The sequence below is a fragment of the Pseudomonas sp. 10S4 genome, assembly GCF_034344865.1.
GTDB lineage: Bacteria > Pseudomonadota > Gammaproteobacteria > Pseudomonadales > Pseudomonadaceae > Aquipseudomonas.
Window position 1 is genome coordinate 6,274,937 of sequence record NZ_CP133774.1, and the last position, 23,788, is coordinate 6,298,724.

At 56.5% G+C, this 23,788-nt stretch carries 17 protein-coding genes and 4 pseudogenes; 10 read left to right on the forward strand and 11 right to left on the reverse strand.

The window, feature by feature from the left end; translation table 11 throughout:
- Positions 1-196: 196 nt before the first annotated feature.
- The 3 genes and pseudogenes from RHM58_RS29260 to RHM58_RS29270 all read right to left on the reverse strand — a co-directional run.
- Positions 197-359 (reverse strand): annotated as a pseudogene (locus tag RHM58_RS29260) (DHCW motif cupin fold protein); the annotation flags it as partial.
- Positions 360-466: 107 nt separating this feature from the next.
- Positions 467-841: a tautomerase family protein gene (locus RHM58_RS29265; protein ID WP_322268915.1), complete on the reverse strand. Its 375-nt coding sequence runs from the start codon at positions 839-841 to the stop codon at positions 467-469.
- Positions 842-847: 6 nt separating this feature from the next.
- Positions 848-1,183 (reverse strand): carboxymuconolactone decarboxylase family protein, encoded by a 336-nt coding sequence (locus tag RHM58_RS29270; RefSeq protein ID WP_322268916.1) that lies wholly within the window; start codon positions 1,181-1,183, stop codon positions 848-850.
- Between the two features lie 110 nt (positions 1,184-1,293).
- Between RHM58_RS29270 and RHM58_RS29275 the strand changes: the two are divergent.
- Positions 1,294-2,180: pseudogene (locus RHM58_RS29275) on the forward strand (LysR substrate-binding domain-containing protein).
- Positions 2,181-2,488: 308 nt separating this feature from the next.
- Here RHM58_RS29275 and RHM58_RS29280 read toward each other — a convergent pair.
- Positions 2,489-3,769, reverse strand: a complete 1,281-nt coding sequence (locus RHM58_RS29280) for a haloacid dehalogenase-like hydrolase (protein WP_201257624.1) — start codon at positions 3,767-3,769, stop codon at positions 2,489-2,491.
- 264 nt (positions 3,770-4,033) lie between these two features.
- On the opposite strand from RHM58_RS29280, the gene RHM58_RS29285 reads away from it, so the two are divergent.
- Positions 4,034-4,804 (forward strand): DeoR/GlpR family DNA-binding transcription regulator, encoded by a 771-nt coding sequence (locus RHM58_RS29285; protein ID WP_201257623.1) that lies wholly within the window; start codon positions 4,034-4,036, stop codon positions 4,802-4,804.
- Positions 4,805-5,362: 558 nt separating this feature from the next.
- Entirely contained in the window at positions 5,363-5,860 is a 498-nt protein-coding gene (locus RHM58_RS29290; protein ID WP_322268917.1) for a nuclear transport factor 2 family protein, read from the forward strand.
- A 163-nt stretch (positions 5,861-6,023) separates the two neighbouring features.
- Here RHM58_RS29290 and RHM58_RS29295 read toward each other — a convergent pair whose 3' ends face one another.
- Together RHM58_RS29295 and RHM58_RS29300 are read right to left on the reverse strand one after the other, a co-directional pair.
- On the reverse strand, positions 6,024-7,028 hold the full coding sequence (locus RHM58_RS29295) for a quinone oxidoreductase family protein (RefSeq protein ID WP_201257622.1): 1,005 nt from the start codon (positions 7,026-7,028) through the stop codon (positions 6,024-6,026).
- Between the two features lie 36 nt (positions 7,029-7,064).
- Entirely contained in the window at positions 7,065-7,952 is an 888-nt protein-coding gene (locus RHM58_RS29300) for an alpha/beta hydrolase family protein (protein WP_201257621.1), read from the reverse strand.
- Between the two features lie 189 nt (positions 7,953-8,141).
- Between RHM58_RS29300 and RHM58_RS29305 the strand changes: the two are divergent.
- Positions 8,142-8,551: pseudogene (locus tag RHM58_RS29305) on the forward strand (transposase); the annotation flags it as partial.
- Positions 8,552-8,850: 299 nt separating this feature from the next.
- Here the strand turns inward: RHM58_RS29305 and RHM58_RS29310 are convergent.
- Positions 8,851-10,376: pseudogene (locus tag RHM58_RS29310) on the reverse strand (MFS transporter).
- A gap of 192 nt (positions 10,377-10,568) precedes the next feature.
- On the opposite strand from RHM58_RS29310, the gene RHM58_RS29315 reads away from it, so the two are divergent.
- Positions 10,569-11,438, forward strand: a complete 870-nt coding sequence (locus RHM58_RS29315; protein WP_201257619.1) for a LysR family transcriptional regulator — start codon at positions 10,569-10,571, stop codon at positions 11,436-11,438.
- Positions 11,439-11,610: 172 nt separating this feature from the next.
- On the opposite strand, the gene RHM58_RS29320 is transcribed toward RHM58_RS29315, so the two are convergent.
- Entirely contained in the window at positions 11,611-13,581 is a 1,971-nt protein-coding gene (locus tag RHM58_RS29320) for an APC family permease (RefSeq protein WP_322268918.1), read from the reverse strand.
- Between the two features lie 610 nt (positions 13,582-14,191).
- On the opposite strand from RHM58_RS29320, the gene RHM58_RS29325 reads away from it, so the two are divergent.
- The 4 genes from RHM58_RS29325 (at position 14,192) to RHM58_RS29340 (ending at position 19,665) form a co-directional block, all read left to right on the forward strand.
- Positions 14,192-15,223 (forward strand): IS110 family transposase, encoded by a 1,032-nt coding sequence (locus tag RHM58_RS29325; RefSeq protein WP_095147509.1) that lies wholly within the window; start codon positions 14,192-14,194, stop codon positions 15,221-15,223.
- 822 nt (positions 15,224-16,045) lie between these two features.
- A complete protein-coding gene (locus tag RHM58_RS29330; protein ID WP_201257632.1) occupies positions 16,046-17,053 on the forward strand; it encodes an HAD family hydrolase in 1,008 nt (335 codons plus the stop codon).
- Positions 17,054-17,329: 276 nt separating this feature from the next.
- Positions 17,330-18,766, forward strand: a complete 1,437-nt coding sequence (locus tag RHM58_RS29335) for an IS1182 family transposase (RefSeq protein WP_322268696.1) — start codon at positions 17,330-17,332, stop codon at positions 18,764-18,766.
- 521 nt (positions 18,767-19,287) lie between these two features.
- Complete coding sequence (locus tag RHM58_RS29340) at positions 19,288-19,665, forward strand: c-type cytochrome (RefSeq protein WP_322268919.1); 378 nt, start codon at positions 19,288-19,290, stop codon at positions 19,663-19,665.
- A 270-nt stretch (positions 19,666-19,935) separates the two neighbouring features.
- On the opposite strand, the gene RHM58_RS29345 is transcribed toward RHM58_RS29340, so the two are convergent.
- From RHM58_RS29345 to RHM58_RS29355, 3 genes are all read right to left on the reverse strand, one after another.
- Positions 19,936-20,802, reverse strand: a complete 867-nt coding sequence (locus RHM58_RS29345; protein WP_201257616.1) for an SDR family NAD(P)-dependent oxidoreductase — start codon at positions 20,800-20,802, stop codon at positions 19,936-19,938.
- 2 nt (positions 20,803-20,804) lie between these two features.
- Positions 20,805-21,503, reverse strand: a complete 699-nt coding sequence (locus tag RHM58_RS29350) for a pirin family protein (protein WP_322268920.1) — start codon at positions 21,501-21,503, stop codon at positions 20,805-20,807.
- 129 nt (positions 21,504-21,632) lie between these two features.
- The gene (locus tag RHM58_RS29355; protein WP_322268921.1) at positions 21,633-22,535 is read right to left on the reverse strand and encodes a pirin family protein; all 903 of its coding nucleotides are present in this window, start codon (positions 22,533-22,535) and stop codon (positions 21,633-21,635) included.
- 256 nt (positions 22,536-22,791) lie between these two features.
- Here RHM58_RS29355 and RHM58_RS29360 point away from each other — a divergent pair, with 256 nt between their 5' ends.
- The gene (locus RHM58_RS29360) at positions 22,792-23,703 is read left to right on the forward strand and encodes a LysR family transcriptional regulator (protein WP_201257613.1); all 912 of its coding nucleotides are present in this window, start codon (positions 22,792-22,794) and stop codon (positions 23,701-23,703) included.
- The last annotated feature ends 85 nt before the right edge of the window (positions 23,704-23,788 follow it).

Below are 23,788 nucleotides of genomic sequence, written 5' to 3' on the forward strand. Positions count from 1 at the left end.
ACGATGTGGCAGCTTCGCCCGTCAGGGCTTACGGCGTTTGAGCAGCCGCATTCGGCCCAGAGTGTGTAAAAACGCTTTCGCGAACCCTCGCTATGATTTCTGAGGATTTCATCGCAAGGATCGCCTATGAAGCGCTTTATCCAAGATGAACATCGAGGCCAAGGTACCTTCCTTCCAGAGAGCCTCGACGATTACGCCAATGATCGGCCAAATATCCAGGGCTGTACTCGACCATCCGCACACGCGCTGAACCAAACTGGCAGGTACGCCAATAGGCTGTGCCTGTCTGACCGGCATTCGCCACCGACTCTATCGATTGACCAATCGGTGGTTCCGAATGGGATTTCAGTAAGATCCATGGTTGCCTCATCGAAATACAACAAATGCAGACCATCAATCTGGCGATGGTGCCGATAGACACAGACGGCCCGCATTTATGGGATACAGGCGCGGCACAACCCGAAGGCTAGTTGCCCCGCCCTCCACCAAACGACCACTCATCGCCGGCCGTAGTGGTGATCACCACCATGACATCCTCCGCGTTCAGTCCCGGCGCCCGCCCCAATTTATCGACCAGATCGCGATAAAAACGCTGTTTGGTCTCAACGCTTCGAGGACGGCCTGCGGTAATCGCGATTAGCACAAAGTCATGGCTACGCGGCCCGCCCAGATAGTGGGGATCAAATATCAGCTCTCCGAGTTCATGTTGGTGAATGGCTTGGAAGCGATCAGTCTTCGGCACTTCGAAGCTCTCGACCAAGGCGTCGTGCAAACCCTCAGACAATGCCTGTAAATACTCGGCCGACTTCCCGCGATGCAGTGAAATTCGTGCAAACGGCATCAACGATTACTCCTGATGTTTTGGAAGGCAAGCCTGTAGCTCACTGAGCAAATTCAGCGCCGATGCGGCTGTCGGCCAACCTGAATAAAACGCCAGATGGGTTATGACTTCGGCCAGTTCGTCGACACACAAGCCGTTATCCAGTGCACGTTTCAAATGAAATGGCAGTTGCTCCAGACGGTACATCGCCACCAGCGCGGCCACCGTCGCCAGACTGCGTTCACGGGGTTTCAATTGCGTACGCGTCCACATGTCGCCAAACAATACTTTGTCGGTCAGCTCGGCAAACTTCTGCGGGTAGTTGCTTTGGTGTTCTCGCCCCGTGACCATCGATACATTCATGATGTTTTCCCCTCTGATGTCCCAATTTGATGGAGGAAAACTATCAAGTCGCAACCATTCCGAATATCAGATTTAATTGCATCAATCATCCCGAATTAGTGGACTATTGAATGCGCCGCCCAACCTTCGATCTCGACGTATTGCGCACCTTCGTCACCGGCGTGGAGTTCAACAGCTTTGCCAAAGCGGCGGATCGTCTCGGTCGGTCGACATCTGCCGTAAGCGCTCAATTGAAGAAACTCGAGGAGCAGATCGGTACGCCGGTCCTGGCTAAATCCGGTCGCGGACTGGTCTTGACCCCAACAGGAGAAACACTGCTCAGCCATGCCCGCCGGTTGCTGGAGCTGAACGATGGCATTTTCCAGACCTTGCATGAAAGCCAGACCGCCGGGTCCATACGCCTCGGGCTTCAAGAGGACTTTGGGGAACATTTCCTGAGCGATATTCTGCGACGCTTCGTCCAGACTTACCCGAGGGTGAGTCTCGAAGTCAGGATCGCCCGTAATGCCGAACTGCTTGCTCTGGTCGAAAGCGCAGATTTGGACCTGGCCCTGACCTGGGACACCGGGCACATGTCGCCCTATGCCACGCGTCTGGGCGCAACACAGATGCACTGGATCGGAGCCCGCGATACGCCACTGCTGACGGCCCTTGATGACTCACCGCTGCCATTGATCATGTTCGACGCGCCTTGCGTATTGCGCAGCGCCGCCACCCAGGCGCTGGATGCCGCGCAAATACCCTGGCGGATCGCCCTGACCAGTCCCAGCGTCGGTGGTATCTGGGCGGCCGTCGCCGCCGGATTGGGTCTGACGCTGCGAACCCGCATCGGGCTGCCGAGCCATCTCACCATTGTTTCTGGCTTACCCCCGTGCCAAGCCTTGGCTATGTGCTTCACAGCGGTGGCGACGACCCAACACCAGCCACCCAACAATTGGCCGCATTGATCAAAACGAGCCTGCAAGAACAGGCGTTTCGTTTCACGATTACGAAGTAATCGAAGGCACCCAAGGGTTCAATTCGAGCAATACGGATGGAGAATAACGAAGCACTGAGGCTGTGGGCCAATGACGGCGATGGGTCAATTGGAGTCTTTCACGACAAGCGTCAATCGGCCACAAGCGGCCTGTGGGGTGCGCCTCGGAAATCTGGGGAAACTCACAATTTTTACTCGACGCTACTTACTGAATCACTCGGGTGGGTAGCGGTACCGATTTTCCGGCGCAGAATCATCATTTGCGCAGATACAGGCCGTGTTGGACTGCGGCTCGCGGATGGCCGTCGACCACCCGCGAGCCAGTGCCATCACGCCAGCAGTTTAAGCTCGTCTTTACCGTACTTGAGCGATTTCTCGTCTGGAATCATCAACCCAGTGTGCTCATCGCGCCCTTGCAGGACGAAGCGGGCGTTCGGGCTGCCCAGTTGGGTCGCGGCCTGCTGGCTGTCGGCGCCGATCTCGCCCTTCTTCATGCGGTTGACGATCACTCCCACCGCCGTATCGTTGAAGTCGCGCAGCATCCAGGCATCGCCATCGCTGTCGCCAGCCACCAACACCGGGCCATAGCCCTTCTGTTTAACCAGCACGTTTTTGATGCCGACGGTCTTGCCCGGACCGTAATTGAAGTGCCAGTCAGGCTGATAGCGACTGGTGTACTTGCCTTCTTCCATCGCCAGGCGCAGGCCGATCACGTTCTCAGGCGGCACGCCATATCCGTAATGGGGATTGCCCGCGAACACGCGTACCACATCGTCGATCGAGGCAGTGCTGATATAGACGTCGATGCCGTTGGCGCGCAGCGTGTGCATCAGGCCGCGGATTTCCTCATGGATGCGGATGCCATGAAAGTGCGTATCCGCCACCACCCCGGCCTTGCCCGGCAATGTGCGTGAACTCTCGTACTTGACCTTGCGCAGCGCGTCGCCGATGGCGTAGTTGTTGGAGGCCTGCGCCATCGCCTGCAATTCAGCCGTGGTCATGTTCTTGTAGAAGTACAGAATCCACTTGTAGCCGATATCCACCGGGTAACTGTCGCAGATCGCGTCGTACATGAAGTAGAGCTTGGCGAGAAAATCCTTGTATTGCTCGCTGGCCTGGATGTCCTCCAGGCTCTTGTCGCCGGCGAGTCCCTTGTAGTTGGCGTGCAACCAGCGGTAATCCGCTTCCACATCGCTGGCGATGTCTTCCATCTTGACCGGCTGGCCGTCCACCGTGGTGTAGTCCTTCATGAACGCGCCGTTCGGCACGTCCTGGCGCAACACGGCGGCGAACTCATCGGGCGTCAGCTTGTACTGCAAATGATTGATCTGGTAGACCAGCAACGCTTCTTCACAGTCGTTCATGATGCAAGTGTTGTCCCAGTCGAACACCGCGTACGGGCGCTGCTCTGGGCGGTATGAGGCGCTCTTGACGCCGTGCTGGTCGATCACTGCCTGTAGGCGCTTCAGGTTGAGCGGCGACCAGCGCGCCGGGTCCAGCTCGCTGGGCGTGGCTGGGGGCGTGGCAGCTTGCGTTAGGCGGGATGACAACAACAGCGGACTGACGATGGAAACGGTGGCGAGGGTGTTCAGAAACTGGCGACGCTGCATGGCATAGCTCCTACTTCTAGACGAGAGGTTACAACCGAGGCGATGGCGAAAGCGTGTTTCGAAATACAGACGAGGGGAAGAACCCGTCCGGCCACGAGGCTATCTCCAAATACACAAAAAAACAATAATGCCTCAACATTACACAAATATGACGCGCAGACCTTGCCGACCCAATGATCATGGGGCCGCGCCAAACTTGACAGCGACCGACGCCCCTCCACAATGCGTGCTCGGACAGCGACTCAAACAGCAGGGACACCCGGTATGTGGCAAGAAGAGCGTTATCAGCGGATCCGCGCACTGCTATCGACCTTGCAGCGCGTCACCACCGACCGCATCGTCACGGAGCTGAATGTTTCACGCGAGACTGTGCGGCGCGACCTGGTCGCTCTGGAAGAACAGGGAGAGTTGAAGCGGATACACGGCGGCGCCATCTGCGTTGAGGACGAAGCGCCAATCGCCGAGCGGGCGCAAAGCAACGTCAAGTTCAAGCGCGACCTCGCGCGCGCCGCGGTCAGCCTGCTGTCGCATGGGCAGACGGTGTTCATCGACGCGGGCACTACCACCGTCATCCTTGCCGAAGAGTTGGCCAAGCTGGGAGGGCTGACCGTGATCACCAACTCGTTCAACGTGGCACTGCAACTGCGCAACCCCTCCGCGTCGGGCGGCCAGCACAACGAGGTGCTCGTACTGGGCGGTTCACTCGACGACCGTGCGCCGGCGACGGTCGGCAGCACCACGGTGGCGGAAATTGGCCGCTATCGGGCCGACTTCGCGCTGTTGTCGCCGGTCGGCATCGACGCCCAGCGCGGTGCCAGCAACTACGACCACCGCGAAGCCGAAGTGGCGCGCGCCATGGCCGACAATGCCGAACGCGTGGTCATCCTCGCCGATTACAGCAAGATTGGCGTGGAGAGCCGCGTCGCCTTCTGCCCTCCAGAACGCATCGACGTGCTCATCACCAACCACAAGGCCAGTACCGAAACGGCGTTCGCCGCACTGAACGCCAAGCTCAAACGTATTGTCCTGGTGTAGCGGTGGCTTGGCGGTTGCAACAGGAATTGACGCAGTGTGATGCGCAGGTGCAGCGCAACCGGGTAGATCTTGCACGATGCGACTATCGGCGCTGGCAAACTGACCGTAACTGTACCAGCTGCGAACGCCTGCAATGGGTCGGTTTCAGCCATTCGCGACGGGCAGTAATCGGCCAGAAGCGGTCTCTCGCTACCCCACGCCTTTGATCGATGTCGTGCCGATTCTATCCCTCACCTTCCACAGTCCATCTCCCCGGTTCAATTGGTGAGGTGTATTAGTCTGACCGACCAAAAGAACCAAGCATCGAGAGAGTTTTTTGATGTCTACAGAAACGACCCTGAAGGACATTTTTGACCACCAGGAGCGCTTGAGGAATGCCGACCGCGAGCTTCGTGTCGCGCAACATGGTCGCCCGTTCGGGGTCCAGCGTGTTGTGGCTGGTTTCTCGTTATACTTGCCGGCAGCACACCGCCGTAAAACCAGATCAGACACCCTCGGCAACGAGTCGGCTTCACCGCCACCCCGTCGCCTATGGGGACTTAAGAGGAGCATCGCCCCGTGAAGTCGATTATTTCTGCACTTCTTGCCAGCATCCTTCTTGTACCGGTCATTTCGTTTGCGGAACAGTCGAGCGAACCGACAACTCATCAACAGAGCCATTCGAAGCATTCGGCGGAAGCCAACAAGAAAATTGCTCTTCGCGTATTAACCGGAGCATTCGTCGATCGGGACCCAAGCGTTGTCGATAAGTACTTCGCGCCGGATTATATCCAGCACAACCCTTCAATCCCGAACGGCCCGGCAGCGATAAAAGAGTTGATCTCGAAATTGCCGAAGGACTTTTCCTATCAGCCGGGCATGGCGGTAGCTGAAGGCGATTTCGTGATGGTTCACGGACGCCTCTTAGGCTGGGGACCAAAGCCAATGGTCGTCGTCGACATATTTCGTTTGAAGGGCGGTAAGGTGGCCGAACATTGGGACGTCTTGCAGGAAGAAGTCCCGGCGTCGGCCAGCGCCAGTGGCAACTCCATGTTTTCTTCGTCGGAAGCGAAGTGATCGGCGTGTCGATGAACACGAAGATCACTGGCTGATTCTGATCGGTAAAGGCGTTAAGCGCGCGAAGGTTACGTTGCCGCCGTTCTCGCGACTGGCCGAAATCGCCCCTGATAAAGTCGGGGATATCTGATGACACGTGCTTCAGGAGCAGCGTGGTGCTTCATCAAATAATCGTACTCATTACTACTCGGCCGAAGGGGCGATCTTCGACTAGATAACGTACAGCTTCAGCGGCTTCGGTTAGCGGAAACACTTTGGCGATCGTTGGCTGTAAGGCTCCCGCAGCGAGGAAGTCAATACATGCCTGCTGGGCGGCCTCCACTGTCTCGGCACTGAAGATCCCCGGTTTGAACGTAAAGCCGCGAATCTGAGCACCTTTCCAGATGATGTCGGTCACATCAACAGCCGCATCCCGCCCTCCTGCGTAGCCCGCGATTACCAGCATGCCGCCGAACGCGAGCGATCCGAGCGCCGCCTTGGTGAGCGAGCCGCTGATGCCATCGACCACAACATCGACTCCCTTGCCATTGGTCAGACGCATGACCCCATCCTGGAGCGCCTCACGAGACAGGTCGATCACATGTTCGTAACCTGCGACCCGGGCCTGCTCAGCCTTTAGCGTGGTACTTGCCGTAGAGATCGCCATGGACGCGCCAAGATGCCTGGCGATCTGCACGGTCTCCATACCTACGGCGCCTCCTATGCCCGGGGCCAGAACCGTCTGGCCAGGCCTGAAGTGCGCAAACTCGGTCAAGGCCAGATAACCGGTCAGGTATCCGGCGCCGGCCAGGAACGCCGCTGCATGATTATCATCGACGTTGACCGGGACCCGCTTGAGCCCTGTGGCGGGCAGAGCGATCAACTGACGCCAGGTACCATCGACTGTCACGCCAAAACCTTTCCCGGATACGAATACCCGGTCTCCTGCTGCCAGGTCGGGACTTTTGCTTTCGAGCACGACACCTACACCGGTCTGACCGCCGATGCGAGGCAGATTCTCTGGTGTTGCGGCATAGAAATGCCCTGACCGGAGTGTATTGTCGAGCGGATTGATGCCAACCGAATGCATCTCCACGAGCACCTCGCCATCGATTGGTTGAGGGCGTGGCAGATCGACAATCCGGTTTTCCTGGTAATCACCATAGCCTTGGTATTGAACAGCTAGCATGGTCATGCTCCTGTATGAACATGATGGATACCGGGATCAGCGAGTGTGTTTCTTGACGAAGGTCGCTGTCGTCGAAATCAGCTCGTCGATCTGCTTCTCGTCTTTGCTCATGTTGAAGAAGTGATCCATGGGCCGGACAAGCAACTCATGTTTTCCAGGGTGATAGCTGATAAAGCTTTTCCCGAGGGTTGGCTGCGGAGAAACGATGTCGTCGTTAGTGCCAACGGCGACGAGCAGTGGTCCCTTGTACCGTGTGATCTCGGCGGCGGCATCGAGGGTCATCAAGCTGACAAAGAACGCGGATTTAAGCGAGACCTCGCCACCACCAGGCATTGCCAGTACGACAGGGGTGTCGCCACTGTGCAACGCTTCCTTGATCTTCTCGGCGCCCCAGAGCAGCGGGAAAGCAGCGCCCATATTAGTCGCGGGGTTCCAGAGTGCGACCGCGTCGAGTTTATGCGGGGTCCGTCCTGCTACAGCAGCACCAACTGCTCCGCCCATGCTCCATCCAACAAGCGCCATGCGGCTGGCATCGACGCGCTTGGATTTGGCCAGAAAGTCGAGCGCAGCCAGCCCATCCTCAACATCCGTATCGAGTGTTCCGTCGGTCTTGGCACCATCACTGTCGCCGTCAAAACGGTAATCAATACGGAGGCTGGCAATGCCTTGTTCGGCCCAAAGACGTGCGGCACGGGCAAAAATACCTTCATTTACAGCCGGAATGATGTGCTCATCCCTACTGCCCCCGAAACTGTGAAGTAACAGGATTACTGGGGGCTTCTTAATGCCGTCGGGCAGGTTCAGAGTGCCGACGACGTTCATTCCCTCAACGGAGAAGGTGACTTTTTCTTCAGCCGCAGACGCAAAATATGGGGCTGTAACCAGGCTTGCGAGAAGGACTATGCGGGTCAAGAAAGTAGGCATTGGAGTGATCCTCAGCTAGACGGGTAAAGGTTTAATTCTTGGGCTGGGGGGCATCGCCCAAAGATGCAGTCGGCGCTCCGAGCAGTCCGATGTTGAGGTAATCGGCGATGAAACGATGCGATCACCATTCGGTAGGCGTATATCGCTCGCCCGAGTTACGCTCGTCAGTAACGAGTACCTCATAGGACGATGTTGAAGGGGGGACATATCGTTCGCTCCTGTACCTTACGCTGCGGCGGGCTCGACGGCGCATCCTGGGAAATGATCAAGGATCGCCTCACTCAGAATCAGAGAAGCGGACGTCCATGAAACAACCGACTGATGCTCAACGCCGTACTCTGCGTGATGTGTTCTGGTGCAGCTTGGCGTGACATGCCCGAACGATTTTTGCCCTTGGTCAACGATCTATCAACGCCTCCGGGATTGGAGAAATCAGGGCGCGTTTGACCGGATTCTCAAACGCTTGACATCAAGCTCAACGAGCAAGGGCTGATCGATCTCAACGCCTGGATGATCGACTCCACAGCAGTACGTGCCACTCGTGCCTCTTCAGATGCAGAAAAAAGGGGGCCTGAAGAACTTTAGACCACGCGCTGGGTTCTCGCGCGCAGTCATACACATTTGCTTTCGGGCGCTCTACCTGGCCTGCTGTTGGCCGAGGCTGTGTAGAAACGTTTAACGGTCAAAACCACAACGAAAAGCGCATTCCTGCGCAAATTTCAGGTCTCTGACTATCCAAGCACTGGCGGACTTCACGTAGCAACGCAGATGTCTAAACAGTGCCTGCGTTTTTTACACAGTCTGGGCCGTTTGCTGCCAGTCACCACCGGCAGCTTCGGATCGAAACGGTCTGTCGTGACAGGTAGCGATCGGCCAGAAGCCATCCTTCGGTTTACAGTCACTGCTGAGAATGAATGGCTTTGCCCGAACGGAAGACCCACCAGCTCGCCGCCACCAGCACCCATGCAGCAAGACCGCCATACAGCATCACCCAGCCAAACCCATTTGCCAAAGCCGCGTTGGCGACATCGATCGCAATCGTAGTCCCTTGGCCCGGCAGAGCGAACACGGCAGTGTTGCCGGCAGAAATACTCTGCGCCAGCAACCTCAGTTGCCCGTCATCGAACGAACCCGATAGCTGGTTGCGCAGGGAAGACAGAATACCTTCCACCAGGATGAACCCCATAAGCGCGATATTGATTGCAAGACTGATCATGCGGGCGCTGATATCGATTCCCGATGCCATGCCGGCACGCTCACTGGGCACCGATCCGGTGGTTGTATTGGTGACTGGCGTGTTGGTCAGCCCCAGTCCAACCCCGGCGATCAGGCAGCCTGGAAGCATCGTCAACCAGCTGGCATGCGCGACACTGCTGCCCCATTTCATCAACAGGAACCCCAGACCTATGGTGAATAAGCCTGCGGGAATGACTACGTCTGGTCGATAGCGCAACGCCAGCCGTTCGCCTAGCGGGGGATAACCAGCGTCGGCAGTGTATAGGCCAGCAGAGCCAGACCGGTGCCGACACTGGCGTAGCCCAGGCCATTTTGAAAGTACAGAGGCAGGTAAATCATGAATGGCCAGAAGCTGAAATTCATGCCTGCCGACCCTAGCAACGCACCCGAGAATCGGCGAATGCGCAATACCGAGAAGTCGAACATGGGATCGACATGGCGGCGCTGCACGGCAGCAAAGACGATCACACTGACTATGGCTACAACCAGGCTTGCGATGGCCGAACCGCTGGAGAAACCCGTCCCCGCGCCCTGCGTGATGAACCAGGAAAGACCTAACACTGCCAGCGACAGCGAAATAATGCCCAACACATCCAGCCTGCGACGCTGCGGATCGACTGACTCGTCAACACCGACAATCACCAGCGCCAACGCGAGCACGGCAATTGGCGCATGCACCAGGAACACCCATTCCCAGCTCGACAACGCCACGATCGCAGCGCCGATAATCGGACCGAACCCCAAGCCGATGCCAAACACGATCCCCCAGGCACTGAAAGCTCTACCGCGCGCAGCTCCCGACTGGAATCGGTGAGACAACACTGCCACCTGACAAATCAGCATGGCACCGCCGGACATCCCTTGAAGGAATCGGCTTGCGATCAATACGCTGGCATTGTGCGCAAATCCACAGCCCAGTGAGGTAATGCCAAACAGCACCAGGCTAATGATAAACACCCGCTTGCGCCCATACCGATCCGCCAGTGTGCCGATGGCCATCAGCACCGTGGTGCAAGCGATGGTGTAAGCATTCATGATCCACTGCATTTCTTTGAAATCGCTGCGCAGAATCGATTCAAGCGTGGGCAGGATTACCGGCACACTCGAGATTTCCAGGCCAAACATCAATGAGGCCAAGCAAACGGCGGCTATTGTGAAAACATCTTTTTGCGACGAGGAGAACGGCATCGTGATCTTCCAGATCAAGTTGATGGGCGCTGGCAAGACCGCCCTGAACGCCGTCAGGGGAGCGACGCAATAGCTACGCCAGCGTCACCTGGCGCAAGTCCAAGTGACCGACCGCATTCTGGAAGTAATTAATAAATGACAGAAATGATTTAATTTCGTAAGTTTTATTAATATTCGTCATGAGTTGAGCTAATGGACTTCGACCCAGCGCTGTTGCGCGCTTTTGTCGCGATCAACGAGACCGGTAGCTTCACCCGTGCCGCCGAGCGACTGCACTTGAGCCAGTCAGCAATCAGTCATCAGGTCCGGCGCTTAGAGGAACAGGCCGGCACCACACTGCTGATACGTACCACCCGGCATTTGACGCTAACAGAAGATGGCGAAGATTTTCTACGCCATGCCGAACACGTCCTCAACGCTCAAGACGCCCTCTCCCGGCGCTTCGAAACGTCATCGGTATCCGGGGCCGTGCGCTTCGGTACACCGGAAAACTTTATCGGTGACGGCCTGCCGTCGCTACTGTCTCGGTTCGCCAGACAATTTCCCGCAGTACGCCTGGATGTAACCGTCGGCACCTACCTCGATCTACGCGCGCTGGTCGATGCCGATGGGCTCGATCTGGCCGTGGTCATGGCATTGCCGGGCAGTCAGGCCGGCGGTACCGTACTGCGCGAAACCCGGTTTGTCTGGGCCGCAGCGCAGAGTTTCGACTTTACCGGCGATGCGCCTTTGCCACTGGCATTTGCACCAGCGCCCTGCGTGCACCGTCAGGTGGCCGTAGAGGCATTGAAAAGTTCTACCGTGGATTGGCGAGTCGCCTTTACTTCGCCAAGCCAACAAGGCCTGCGGGCAGCGGTATTGGCGGGGCTTGCCGTCACCGCTCTACCGCTGGAAGACCTAGAGCCCGGCATGGTTGTGATTGACGGTCAATATGGCCTGCCCCCACTGGTGGAGGCTGATTTCCGACTCGTCTGGAGTATCACCGGAAAGACACCTGCGGCCAGCGCATTTGGGCAGTTGCTGGTGGAGATGCCTAAGTCGCCCCTAGCCCACACAACCTGACTGTCACGGGCAATCCTGGATAAGTGCCCTGCCGATTGAAAATGACTGCCTGGAGTCGATTTCGGTCAGTCGTGACAGGCAGAAGTCGGCAATAGCGGACATTTGATGCTTTCCTCCAAAGGACAGTCCGACATCAGAGTTATTCGTAGAGTTTGCCAATACTGTTTATCAATTAGTGAAGCTTGATCGGCAAAATTACCAATGGAATACCTTCAAGATGCAGCCTGCGCTGCAACACCAGGGGCGTCTGGTTGTGCAACCACTCGGTAAACCACCAACCTTCCGGCAGAATGAGTTTGCTGCTGAAGCAAACACACTCGGGTAAACGCGAAACGACGTCTTTCAGCAGCCGTTCCAATTCTGCGACCGGGTCAATTCCATAGCCGATCTGACGAGTAGCACTGACGCCACTGTTGGCACAAAAGGCCTCCAGTTGATTCATTGACTCATCCAGCCGGGTTCTTTTTTGTGGCGTCGTATCAAGCGGGCCCAGCACATCGCCTTCAACTTTGACGATTCCGATGAAGAGGACATGTTTGAATCTGCCCGGGAAAAGTCTCTGCACCCATAAAAACGTATGGATCCCCGCCCCCCAATGCTCCGTGGCAAGAATCACCGCCGTCGGGCTATCCAGTGGCGGCGCCATCCCTCGGACGTTCACTATCGCTTGAGCAGGTAAGGTGAAGTCTGTATCCATCCGTATGCGCAACTTTTCCACCCGGCGGTAGTGGCGTCGAACAAAGGCGCAGCCAGCGACAATGATCATCGTCAAACATAACGTTACCCACCCACCTTCAAAGAACTTCTCGGTCAGCGTCACCAGCAGAATTCCAGTCGCCACCGTGAAACCTGTGGCCGCAATGAATATCCGGCTGACCCAGCGACTGTTGTGCTCATGTCGGTGCTGCCACCAGTAACGACAAAGCCCGGCCTTGGCCAGGGCAAGACTCAAAAACACGTTGATGCTGTACAGGACAACAAGCAGTGCGAGCGAGCCACGCGACAAGACCAGAACGGCCAACGCGCAGCCGCCTACGAAGACCACTCCATTCTGTCTGACCAAGCGGCTGGAGAGATTGCAGAAACGATGGGGCAGCCAGGAGTCGGCGGCCATATTTCCGAGCAGCGAGGGCGCAAAAATCAGGATGGAGTTGGCCGCGACGAAGAGGATTGCCCCTTCGAGTGCAAGGGTGAGCAAGAGCAGTGCGTTACCGACGTTTAGGTCGATCCCCAGTTGGTCGATGATCGCTTTGAACACGACCGCATTTAACGTCTGCCCATAGGTCGGTTGAACGCTCCACAAGGTGTACAAAAGGACCATGCCGCCAGCGGTGAACGCCAGTGAGATGCCGACATAGAGCAACGTCGCTCTGCCGGTTCGGACCCGAGGTTCGGCCAGCAGGTTAACGTTGTTGGCGATGGCCTCAGGCCCTGCATACGTACTTCCTCCCAAGGAGTAGGCACGTAAAAATAACGCCGCGACCATGGGCCAGCCGATGTCCTGAGAAAGGGCCACGGTGTCAGTCGTACTCTGCACCCACGTAGTGACCAGGCCGCCAGCCTTCGACACGATGCCATAGATAATCAGGGCTCCGTGCATCAACAGGAAACCCAGTGCGAGTGGCAACAGAAACCGTATCGAATCCCGAATTCCACGCATGTTCAAAACGATCAGCAGCAGGACCAGGCCGATCTCGATCAGCAGCTTATGGGCCTGGGCTTCGGGCGCAAGCAAACTGAACAACGCATCAGTACCGCTCACCACCGACACCGCAATGGTCAACACATAGTCGACGAGCAAGGCGGAACCGGCCACCACCCCCAGCCGGCGTCCCAGTAGCTTCGACACGATCTTGTAGTTCCCGCCGCCCGAGGGAAACAGTTCGACGACCTGGCTATAGGCCAACGACAGGATGAAAACCGTCACCATGGTCGCCAGTGCGAGAAACAGCCCCAACTCAGGGTGAGCACCCAGTGCGAGGTAGGCTTTTTCCGGGCCGTAACTGGCAGAAGACAAACCATTGGCCCCCAACCCGGCCCAGGCCAGCAGCGCGACCAGTAAAATATGACGGCGCGCATCAGGCGCCAGAGGGTCACGTGGAGGCCCGATGATCCAGCCAGGTACTCGTTCCAGTTTGAGCATAACCGCCACCTTGCGCTAATCGAGTGCACGTCCGGCACCCGGCGGATGAGTCCATTGTCAGTGATGCAGTGCTCACAACGAGAAGTTGACTGACCTTGCGACACCTGAACCTGAGTGTAGCTACCGTTCCAGTAGATCTATTGATCCACTGGTTACTCACAGAGGGAGTCAGGAGAAGAACAGCAGGACGGGCATAAAAAACAATGCCTGAGGCATTAACTGTTTACGCGTTCTTTACGTAAGTGCATATAAAAACAATGTCGTCGTTATTTGGGCAGGGTCGGCGCACCTATACTCAAGTTGTTAGAACCAAGTTTGAAAGTCCGCTACTCCGATAAAGTGACCCCAAAACGTTTACGGCACATCAATAAACCATATTGATATCGGCGACCGGTCTGATTGTTGACACATCCAGACCGCCCGCCCCTTTTTTACTTCAGTGTCGAGAGTTCCTTTGCACAGGCCCGATAGACCATATCGGGTCAACTTCGGTCAGTCGCGACAGGCAGAAGTCGGCCAAAAGCAATGGGATGGACTCCTCCTCACTTCGGCATCTTGAGTGCCAGACTGAAAGTGCGAACCACAGTCAACGGTGAGAAGGAGTCCACACATGAAGCTTATGCGAATTGGGGTCGACCTGGCCAAGAACGTGTTTCAGATCCACGGCGTGGATTGTCATGAGCTACCCGTCTGGCGGCAGCGCCTACCGCGTGATCGCTGGCTGCAAACGGTGTTGGAAAAGATCGAACCTGGCTGTGAGATCGGGATGGAGAGTTGTGGCGGTGCGCATCACTGGGCTCGGCAGCTACAAGCCCACGGATTTCGGGTAAAGCTGGTCGCGCCGCAGTTCGTCAAACCGTACGTCAAGAGCAACAAGAACGACGCGAACGATGCCGAGGCGATCTGTGAAGCGATGAGCCGTCCCAGCATGCGCTTCGTCGCCATCAAGACCATCGAACAACAGGATATCCAGGCGACGCATCGCATCCGGGCCGGCTTAATCGAACAGCGGACGGCCAAAGCCAATCAGATCCGCGGGCTGGTCGCCGAGTACGGTCTCGTTGCACCGAAGGAATTGCTGATGCTGCGTCGTGCAATACCATGCTGGCTAGGGGATGCGGATAACGGTTTGACGGCACGCTTTCGTCGTCTGCTGGATGGTTTGTGGGACGACCTTCGTGCGCTGGATGGGCGTGTTTGCCAGCTCGACGGCGAGATCACTGCGATCGCGACAAACGAGCCGTCCGCCGTTCGCCTTCAACAGCTGCGCGGTGTCGGTCCAATGATCGCCACAGCGCTCGTCGTCGCTCTCGGTGATGCCCGTCAGTTTGCCAATGGCCGACAGTTTGCCGCCTCGCTGGGACTGACACCGAGGCAACACAGTTCTGGTGGTAAGGATCGACTACTCGGTATCAGCAAGCGCGGTGATACGTATCTGCGAACATTGATGGTGCATGGCGCACGCTCGGCGCTACGCACAGCCAAATCCAAAGAGGATCGGCTCAGCCAGTGGGCCGTTCGTTTAGCCGAGCGATCGCATCCCAATGTGGCCGCTATTGCGCTGGCCAACAAAACTGCACGCATGGCTTGGGCGATGCTGCGTCACGGCACTGATTACCAACCGAATCAGGCAGCGGCCTGATCTATTTACCCGACGTGTTCTACGAGAGAAACAACTCTTAACCACGATTGCGAAGCAACCTGAACGATGGCAAACCGGTCGAACCGGCGTCGGCAAAACCCTTGAATGTCCAAGTGCGAAAAGCACGAAAAAGCGATCGGGAGCCGGCGCGCGAATAGCCCATCATGGCCCTGCATCGAAACGATGCCGTATTTAGAGGCCGAATATACGTGTGCAGTCGGCACGGGCGCCAGAGCAACGGGGCTTGCAATGAGGGGGAGTCCATATACGGTCATTGCTGCCACACTACGTTTCAGTCCTTTCAATTCACTAGCGGGTTCGCTAGCAGTGTCCATTGCTCCATCAACGCATCGCGTACTCGTAGTCCTGCGGGAACGGGGTGCGCGAGGTCGGCTTGAATGAGGCAGGCGAAAATGAGCAAATGCTTATCCTTTATTGCCCATCCGACAACCCTGCCGTATCCATAGCTTCACACTACTTCGGACTTCAATTCGAAAATCGGCCGCGCCTGTTTTACCGTGAATATGCCAACCAACCGGACGTAAGGTGATTTGCTCGTGCAGGAGCTGCGCAGACCATCGAATGCGCTGTAAAGACCGGTCTTTTTTGAGGAAGAGTTGAACACTGCTTTTGAGTCAAAGATGAAAACGGTGACGTCACTTTGGCGCGACCATTGGCGATCTGGCTCACAACAATAAAACATCCATTGATGCCAGCGACAGCATTGCCACCCTAATGGCAATTTTGGCCTTGCACCCTATGCTCGTATAGGCCTCGCCGGCGCGGCGAGCAGCGCGTGACACCCCCTAAGGAATGAACATGATGAAAGCGATCACCTGTTCACAGTGGCTTCGATACATGACCCTAGCTTTGCTGATACCTGTTTATGCACAAGCCGCAGAACCGTTAACCTCCTGGAATGACGGCCCCTCGAAAGCTTCAATTACGACCTTCGTCCAAGCCGTGACCACGGATGGCAGCAAGGACTTCGTACCACCTGCAGAACGCATTGCCGTGTTCGACAATGACGGCACGCTGTGGAGCGAGCAACCAATGTATTTCCAGGTTCTTTTCTCCCTGGATGAAGTCAAGCGCCAAGCCCCACAACATCCTGAATGGAAGGAAACGCAGCCCTTCAAGGCCGTACTCGAAAACGATCACCAAGCACTTGCTGCAGCTGGCATGGACGGTTTGTTAAAAATCGTCGGTGCCACCAACACCGGTATGACCACCGAAGCCTTCACTGCCAATGCCAAGGCCTGGTTGGCCAAGGCAAGGCATCCAAAAGCTGATAAGCCGTATACCGAGATGGTCTTCCAGCCCATGCTGGAATTGCTCAACTACCTGCGTGCCAACGGCTTTAAGACCTATATCGTCTCGGGTGGCGAGGTAGCCTTCATGCGCGCCTTCGCCGAAGAGGTCTACGGCATCCCACCAGAACAGGTAATTGGTACGACATTCCTGACCCAGTTCCAGCCGGGCGATGGCAATCCCACTATCCTGCGATTACCCAAACTTGTACATAACGACGATGGTCCGGGTAAACCTGAGAGCGTCGAATCGATAATCGGTCGACGCCCACTATTGGCCTTCGGCAACTCCGATGGAGACCTCCAGATGTTGCAATGGACTGTCGCCGGCAATGGCAAGCGCTTCGCAGGGTTGGTACATCATACCGACGCGAAACGTGAGTGGGCTTATGACCGGGAATCCAAGATTGGCACGCTGAACAAAGCACTAAATGAAGCGACCACAAAGGGGTGGACAGTCGTTGATATGGCCAAGGACTGGAATCGCATCTACCCATTCGACTCCCATCAAGACAATTGATCAGGACAACGGTATCCATGAGTAACGCTCAATCGACATCGACCCACCAGGTAGCGGGTCGGTGCAGTAGCCTTTGTCGTGGCCAAGGATCTGCCTTGGCTACTTGGCCTCGCATGCGCTGCCGCTACTCGCCATTTTGGCAGTGCAGATGATCGCGATGGCGGGGAATTCGTCGCTAGTTTTCTGCCTCACCAACGTCAGCTTAGGGTCCAGGCTGTGTGAAAACTCCCGCAATTGTCTAATCTTCTGATCGTCGAGATCGTAGCGGGGGCGATCATGAAACGATTTATTGAAGGTGAGGCTCGGACGCAAGTCACCTTGCTGCCGGCGTGTCTGGACGATTACGTAGCCGAAGAAAATCCAGTGCGCGTGGTCGATGTTTTCGTCGATGAACTCGACCTGGGCGCACTTGGTTTTGAGGGCGTCGATCCTGCCGCAACTGGTCGTCCGGCCTATCACCCAGCGGTGTTGCTGAAGATCTATATCTACGGCTACCTCAATCGAATTCAGTCCAGCCGCCGGCTTGAGCGTGAGACCGAGCGCAACGTCGAGTTGATGTGGTTAACGGGGCGTTTGGCTCCGGACTTCAAAACCATTGCCGACTTTCGCAAAGACAACGGCAAAGCCATTCGCAGCGTATGCCGCCAGTTTGTAGTTCTTTGCCGCAACCTCAATCTCTTCTCTCAGTCGATCATCGCCATCGACGGCAGCAAATTCAAAGCCGTCAATAATCGCGATCGCAACTTCACTCAGGGCAAGGTGAAGGCACGCATGCAGCAGATCGAGCAGAGCATTGATCGCTATCTGGCGGCGATGGATTCGGCGGATCGGGCAACGCCCGAAGTGGCCGAGGCCAAAGGAGAGCGGCTGAAAGAAAAGATAGAAACACTAAAAAAGCAGATGCAGAAACTCAAGGAAGTCGAGGCACAGCTCCACGAAAGTCCAGACCAGCAGATTTCCCTCACAGACCCAGATGCACGCTCAATGGCCACGAGCGGTCGAGGCACCGGGACGGTTGGCTACAACGTGCAAACCGCTGTCGATGACAAACACCATTTGATCATTGCCCATGAGGTGACCAACGTTGGCAATGATCGCGGGCAGCTGAGCAATATGGCGAACCAAGCGCGTGAAGAAATTGGAGCTGAATCGCTAACGGTGGTGGCTGATCGAGGCTATTACAAAGGTCTGGAAATCCTTGCTTGCGAGCAAGCCGGCATCACTACCTTCGTACCGAAACCCCTCACATCTGGCAGCAAAGCGGAAGGCAGATTCGGCAAGCAGGATTTCATCTATCTTGCGGCGTCGGACGAGTATCGATGCCCTGCGGGGCAGTTACTAACCAGGCGACATTCGTCGACGGAAGACGGCATGTTATTGCATTGTTATTACTTCTCGGGCTGCCAGTCCTGCTCAATGCAAAAGCAATGCACGACGGGTAAGGAGCGTCGGGTTAAGCGCTGGGAACATGAAGCGGTAGTTGATGCGATGCAGGTTCGATTGGAGCATGACCCGGGGAAGATGAAGGTTCGCCGCCAGACTGTTGAGCATCCTTTTGGAACGCTCAAATATTGGATGGGAGCCACCCACTTCCTGACCAAAACACTACCGCGGGTAAGTACTGAGATGAGCCTTCATGTGCTCGCCTACAACCTCAAACGAATGATGAGCATCTTCGGCATCGCAGGACTGCTTGAGGCGATCAGGGCGTGAATCCAGCCGCTTGGCTCGCCCGTTAGTAGCCGTTTGGGCCGCTGACGCGGTCCAAACGGCATTACGAACGTCTATGTAGCTGACTAGGGCAATTCGCGCTTCCGTCTGCTGGTTTCGCAGACAACGCCCGTAGTTCTCAACTTTCGATGTGTTCAGTGCGTTTTCACACAGCCTGGGTCGATAGCTGCCTGTCACGAAGGACTGCAATCGACCGAGGCTGTGTAAAAACGTTTTAGGGTCGGTTCAACGGTCAAAACCAGAACGAAAATCGCGTTCCTACGCAAATTTTAGGTCTGCTGACTAACCAAGCACAGGCAGACTTTACGTAGCAACGCAGACTTCAAAGCGGCGCCTGCGTTTTTACACAGCCTCGGCCAGAAGCGGTCACTGAGATGCGCCTGGAAAACGAGTTGATTCATGGGCATCAGAAATGACTGTGTGTGCCGATACGATGGCTGATATCTTTCCCGCGCATCAAATCGCGTCCAATCGACGCTGATCCATCAAGGAAGATAAAAATAATGAAAATATTATTCATCGCTTCGCTAGGAATTTTATCGCTAATTCAAACATCACTATCCTTCGCGGATAATGTTAATGGGAAAAATCTCTATTTGCAGAGATGTACCATGTGCCACGGAATAGATCTCAAAGGAACAGGACCATTGGCTAATAAAAGCAATCCTCCTACACCTGACCTTACAACATCCGTTTTCAAAAAACGATTAAATGATTATCCGGGCGTTATTGTTTCATCAATAATACTTCGTCCAAATGGAGACTTGATTCCAAGAACTTTGCAAGAGAATGGTGTAAAGCTATCGCCGTACGCTTGGAGGATTAATGATCTGCGCGATTTAAATCAATACATGAGTAGTGTGATTTCAAAAAATCGATGATTTTTGAGTTGAGAGATAGGCACAGAAGTCTAAGAGCCATTTCAGGTTTGAGGGCTTGCGGGGCAATGCCGGTGAACCCGTCGACTTCTCGCGGGCACATCGCTAATGAACAATCTCGGATTAATACAAGTTCGGGCGGCTCTTCGCATCTCGCAGCAATCGGCTGCGGTCGTGACAGGTAAATAGCGGCCACCAATAGCAGACCAGTTTGACGAACAAGAAAGCGGACCCAGAAGGTCCGCTTCGCCCGCTATTCAGCGACAAGCTGAACTAATCACAATCCATACCCGTTAACACTGCGCTGTCACGCCACAGTTGCTGCGCAACATCCTCACGACGAGCGAGTTCGGATGGCTCGGGCCAAGTCAGTTCACCTCTCACCAGAGACGCATACAGACGCCCCCTCGGCGGCACAATCCGCCCCAACGCAAGGTCGGCCAAGACTTCTCCGGCCTGCATGCGCATGCCCTCGGCGAAGTAAGGACTCAATGCCATGGCGGGTGCCGGAAGCGCCCCCGCAGGCAAGTTGCGCCCTAGGCCGGTGCCGGGAATATATCCAGGGTTATAGGCGATAACCCGCAAACGCCGAGCCTTGACCACGGAGGATGCCGCGAAGGCACGGGCCGTCAATAGATTGCACAGCTTCGAGGTGGCGTAGGCGCGAAATCCGGACTCGAACGCCACGCTGGCATGCGCCCCTTTTTGAAGGTCCAGATGCGCCAGTTGTTGTGCATCGACAAATGAAAACGGGGCGACCGGGCTGAACATCGGGTCATGGGTATTGCTGGTGGTCATCACCACAATTGCATTACGCGCCAACGACGGCGCAAGAAGCCGTAAAAGCAGATAGTGGCCCAGGTGATTGACCGCAAAGGTGGTTTCGTAACCGTCCACCGTGCGGGCTGCGGCGGGAAAGCTGAGCCCTGCATTGAGCACCAGGGCATTGATTTTTCTCTTGCCCAGCGTGTCGAGCACTTGCCTGGCAAATTGCCTGATACTTCCCAGACTTGCCAGTTCCAGTGGCAAGCGGGTTTCCCGCCCGCCAAGGATGAGTTGGGTGTCGGGGGACGCGTTCAACTGCTTCGCGGTCGCTTCCCCCAGACCAAAAGTCCCGCCGGTCATGATGATCGTATTCATAGTCAAAACACCTCGACCAGTAGCACTTCGGTATCGTCGATGGCTTCGATAATGAGCCGGGTCTCCTGAGTCAAGGCAATACCGTCCCCCGCTTCGACCCTTTCTCCGTTGACTCTCACCGTGCCGAGCGTCGGCACCAGATAGCCCTGGCGAGTGATCAAACAATCATGGCTCAAGCACTGGCCAGCCTTGAGTGTCGCCCCGAGCACACGTGCATCGGCGCGGATGGGCAAAGCGTTGTCATCGCCAGGCATCCCGCTGGCCAGTACCGCCCATTGGCCGGTCCGATCAGACTTTGGAAAAGGACGCGAGCCCCAACGGGGTTGTCCGCCACTTTCGCGCGGCCGCAACCAGATCTGGAACAGCCTCAATGGAACGCTCCCTGCGTTGCGTTCTTCATGCCAAATGCCGGTGCCGGCACTCATTACCTGCACGTCCCCGACCTCAGTGCGGCCTTGCCCGCCCGCACTGTCTCGATGGGTCACCGCGCCTTCCAATACGTAAGTAACGATCTCCATGCTTTCATGACCATGCATGGGAAAACCGCTGCCGGGCGCAATCTCGTCGTCGTTCCAGACCACAAGCGCCCCTAGCGGACGGTGAGCGGGATTGCCGTCGGCAGTGACGTTGAAATGATGCCTGGCCTTGAGCCAGCCATAGTCGCCACCACCGAGGTCGGCCTTGAATCGATGTTCTAACATTTAAGCTCCTGAAACAGAGGCGTGGCAGGGTTCCAGCCGTGTGCTGGATGCCTTGCTGCCCGGATTCAACAGATAGCGGTCACCGCAGCCGGAACAGGCTTTCAGGCCGAGTTCCACCGGGTGCCTGGGTTATTTGAAAACGGGCACAGCAGCAGACTCACTTGGGTTTTGCAGGTACTCACGGAGCCGAACGCCAATCTCGGCAATTTTTGCCTCTCCCGCACGCAAGGCTTGCGGGTTGGTGTGAACCGAGTAATTTCCCAGCACAAGTTCATAGGGATGAGGCATCGCTGAACCGATCACGAAGACCGTATCCTTGTGCATCGCCTTCAGCGTAACGGCACCGTCACCTGGCTCGAAGATGACCATTTCCCCCGCGTCGACCAGGTTGGGTGCGCTAAGGGATCCTCGACTGACACTCAACCACAATGACTCATGCCCACTGGGCGAAACATAGGTCCAGGTTTCCCCGGCACGTAGCGTGACCAGCAAGTAGTTCATTCCAGCAGGCGCGCGAACTGGACTTTTGACCCCTTGGTAGGTTCCAAGAATCACCCGCGCAGGCCCCACTTCAGGCATCACGCTCGACTCCAGGTATTGGCTGTCGACATTCGCGTTTTCCAACGCGGGCGGTAGTGCCACCCAAAGTTGAAAACCTTGAATCCGCTTCGATGTCCCTACCGACATCTCCTTCCCGTGCCAGACCCCGCCTCCCGCCCGCATCCATTCAACGCCACCATAGTCAATCGTCCCCGCGCCCGATTCAGCCTCCTCGAAGCGCAAATTACCTTCGGTAATAACGGTGACAGTGGCGATCCCCGAGTGCGGGTGCATTGGCATGCCGCGAGTGAATGAACTCTCACCTTCAAACAGATCAAGGAAAACGAAAGGTTTGACCAAATGGCCCAGATCTGAAGGACTCATCAGTCGAACAATAGGACCGTGCCCGCTACCTGTGGTGCGGTAGCTGATTGCGCGGTGAGTAACGGTTTCGCGTGTAGAACCAATGTGAGGTTGTGGCTGAGGGGTCATGATGATTACTCACAGGAGAGTTGGAGAAATGAACGCCACGACGCAGAGAAGAGAACATGCACACCCCAGACGAAATGGCGCTGCGCAGGAAAAGCGGAGGAAGAGTGAGTCATGGCAAATCGATCTCCTGCAAAGCCTGCTGTGCGGAGTGGGGAGCCTCGCGGCCGGATGCCTGAAACAATAGGGCCACGCCGATTGCTTTATTAGTCGATACAATTGGATTGCACTCGTCCACCAGCGCCAGGAATCACCCGCCATGATCGACCTCAATGACATCGCCATGTTTGTACAGGTGGTACGCAGCGGCAGCTTTGCAGAGGCGGCGCGACGACTGGGCATGCCTCCCAATACCGTGAGTCGCCGCATCCAGCAGCTCGAAGCGCGTCTCGGTACTCGGCTGCTGCAACGCTCCACCCGCAAGCTCACGCTCACCAGTGCTGGCCAAGGCTTTCATGAGCGTTGCGCCGGAGCGGTCGATGGCCTGGTCGAAGCTGGGCAAGAGTTGATGACGGGCAGCAGCGAGCCCAGTGGCCTGGTGCGCGTGGCGGCGCCGGCCGACTTCTTCGACTTCTTCCAGATGGAGTGGGTGACCGAGTTTCTGGCCGCGCATCCGCGTGTGCGGCTCGACTTCGTGCTCAGCGATGCGAAGGCCGACTTGATCGCAGAGCAGATCGATGTCGCTTTTCGCGGCGGGTCCTTGCGCGATTCCGGCTATGTCGGTCGTCAGATCCTTGACCCCGGCAGCATCGGGATGGTGGCAAGTCCCTCTTACATCGCGGCGCGCGGCTCACCCCGCACGCTGCAGGACCTGGAGAACCACGATTGTGTGATCTCCGCGCACCCCAGCGGCCACGCCACCTGGCGTTTGGTTGGCCCAAATGGTGAGGAAGAAGTTCAAGTTGTCGGGCGATTCAGCGGCAATACCGCGCAGGCACTGCGCAAGGCCACGGTGGCCGGACTCGGCATTGCGCTGCTCCCGCCTGTGATGGCCAAGCTTGAGGTACAGGCCGGCGTGCTCGTCCCGGTGCTGCCTCAATACCAGCCCAACGGCTACGGCATGAACGTGCTATATCCGAGCCGCCGGCAACTGCCGCTCGCGGTATCGGCGTTCATCCGGTTGGTGATCGAGAAGATGAATGCGGCAGACGCACCGCAGGTGTATCGATAGCGAGTCGCGGCAGGGCCCCTGCCCCATTGCATTTGGGGAAAAGAGCCATGGTTTCATTCGTGAAAGGCCCGGTGGACGAAGCATC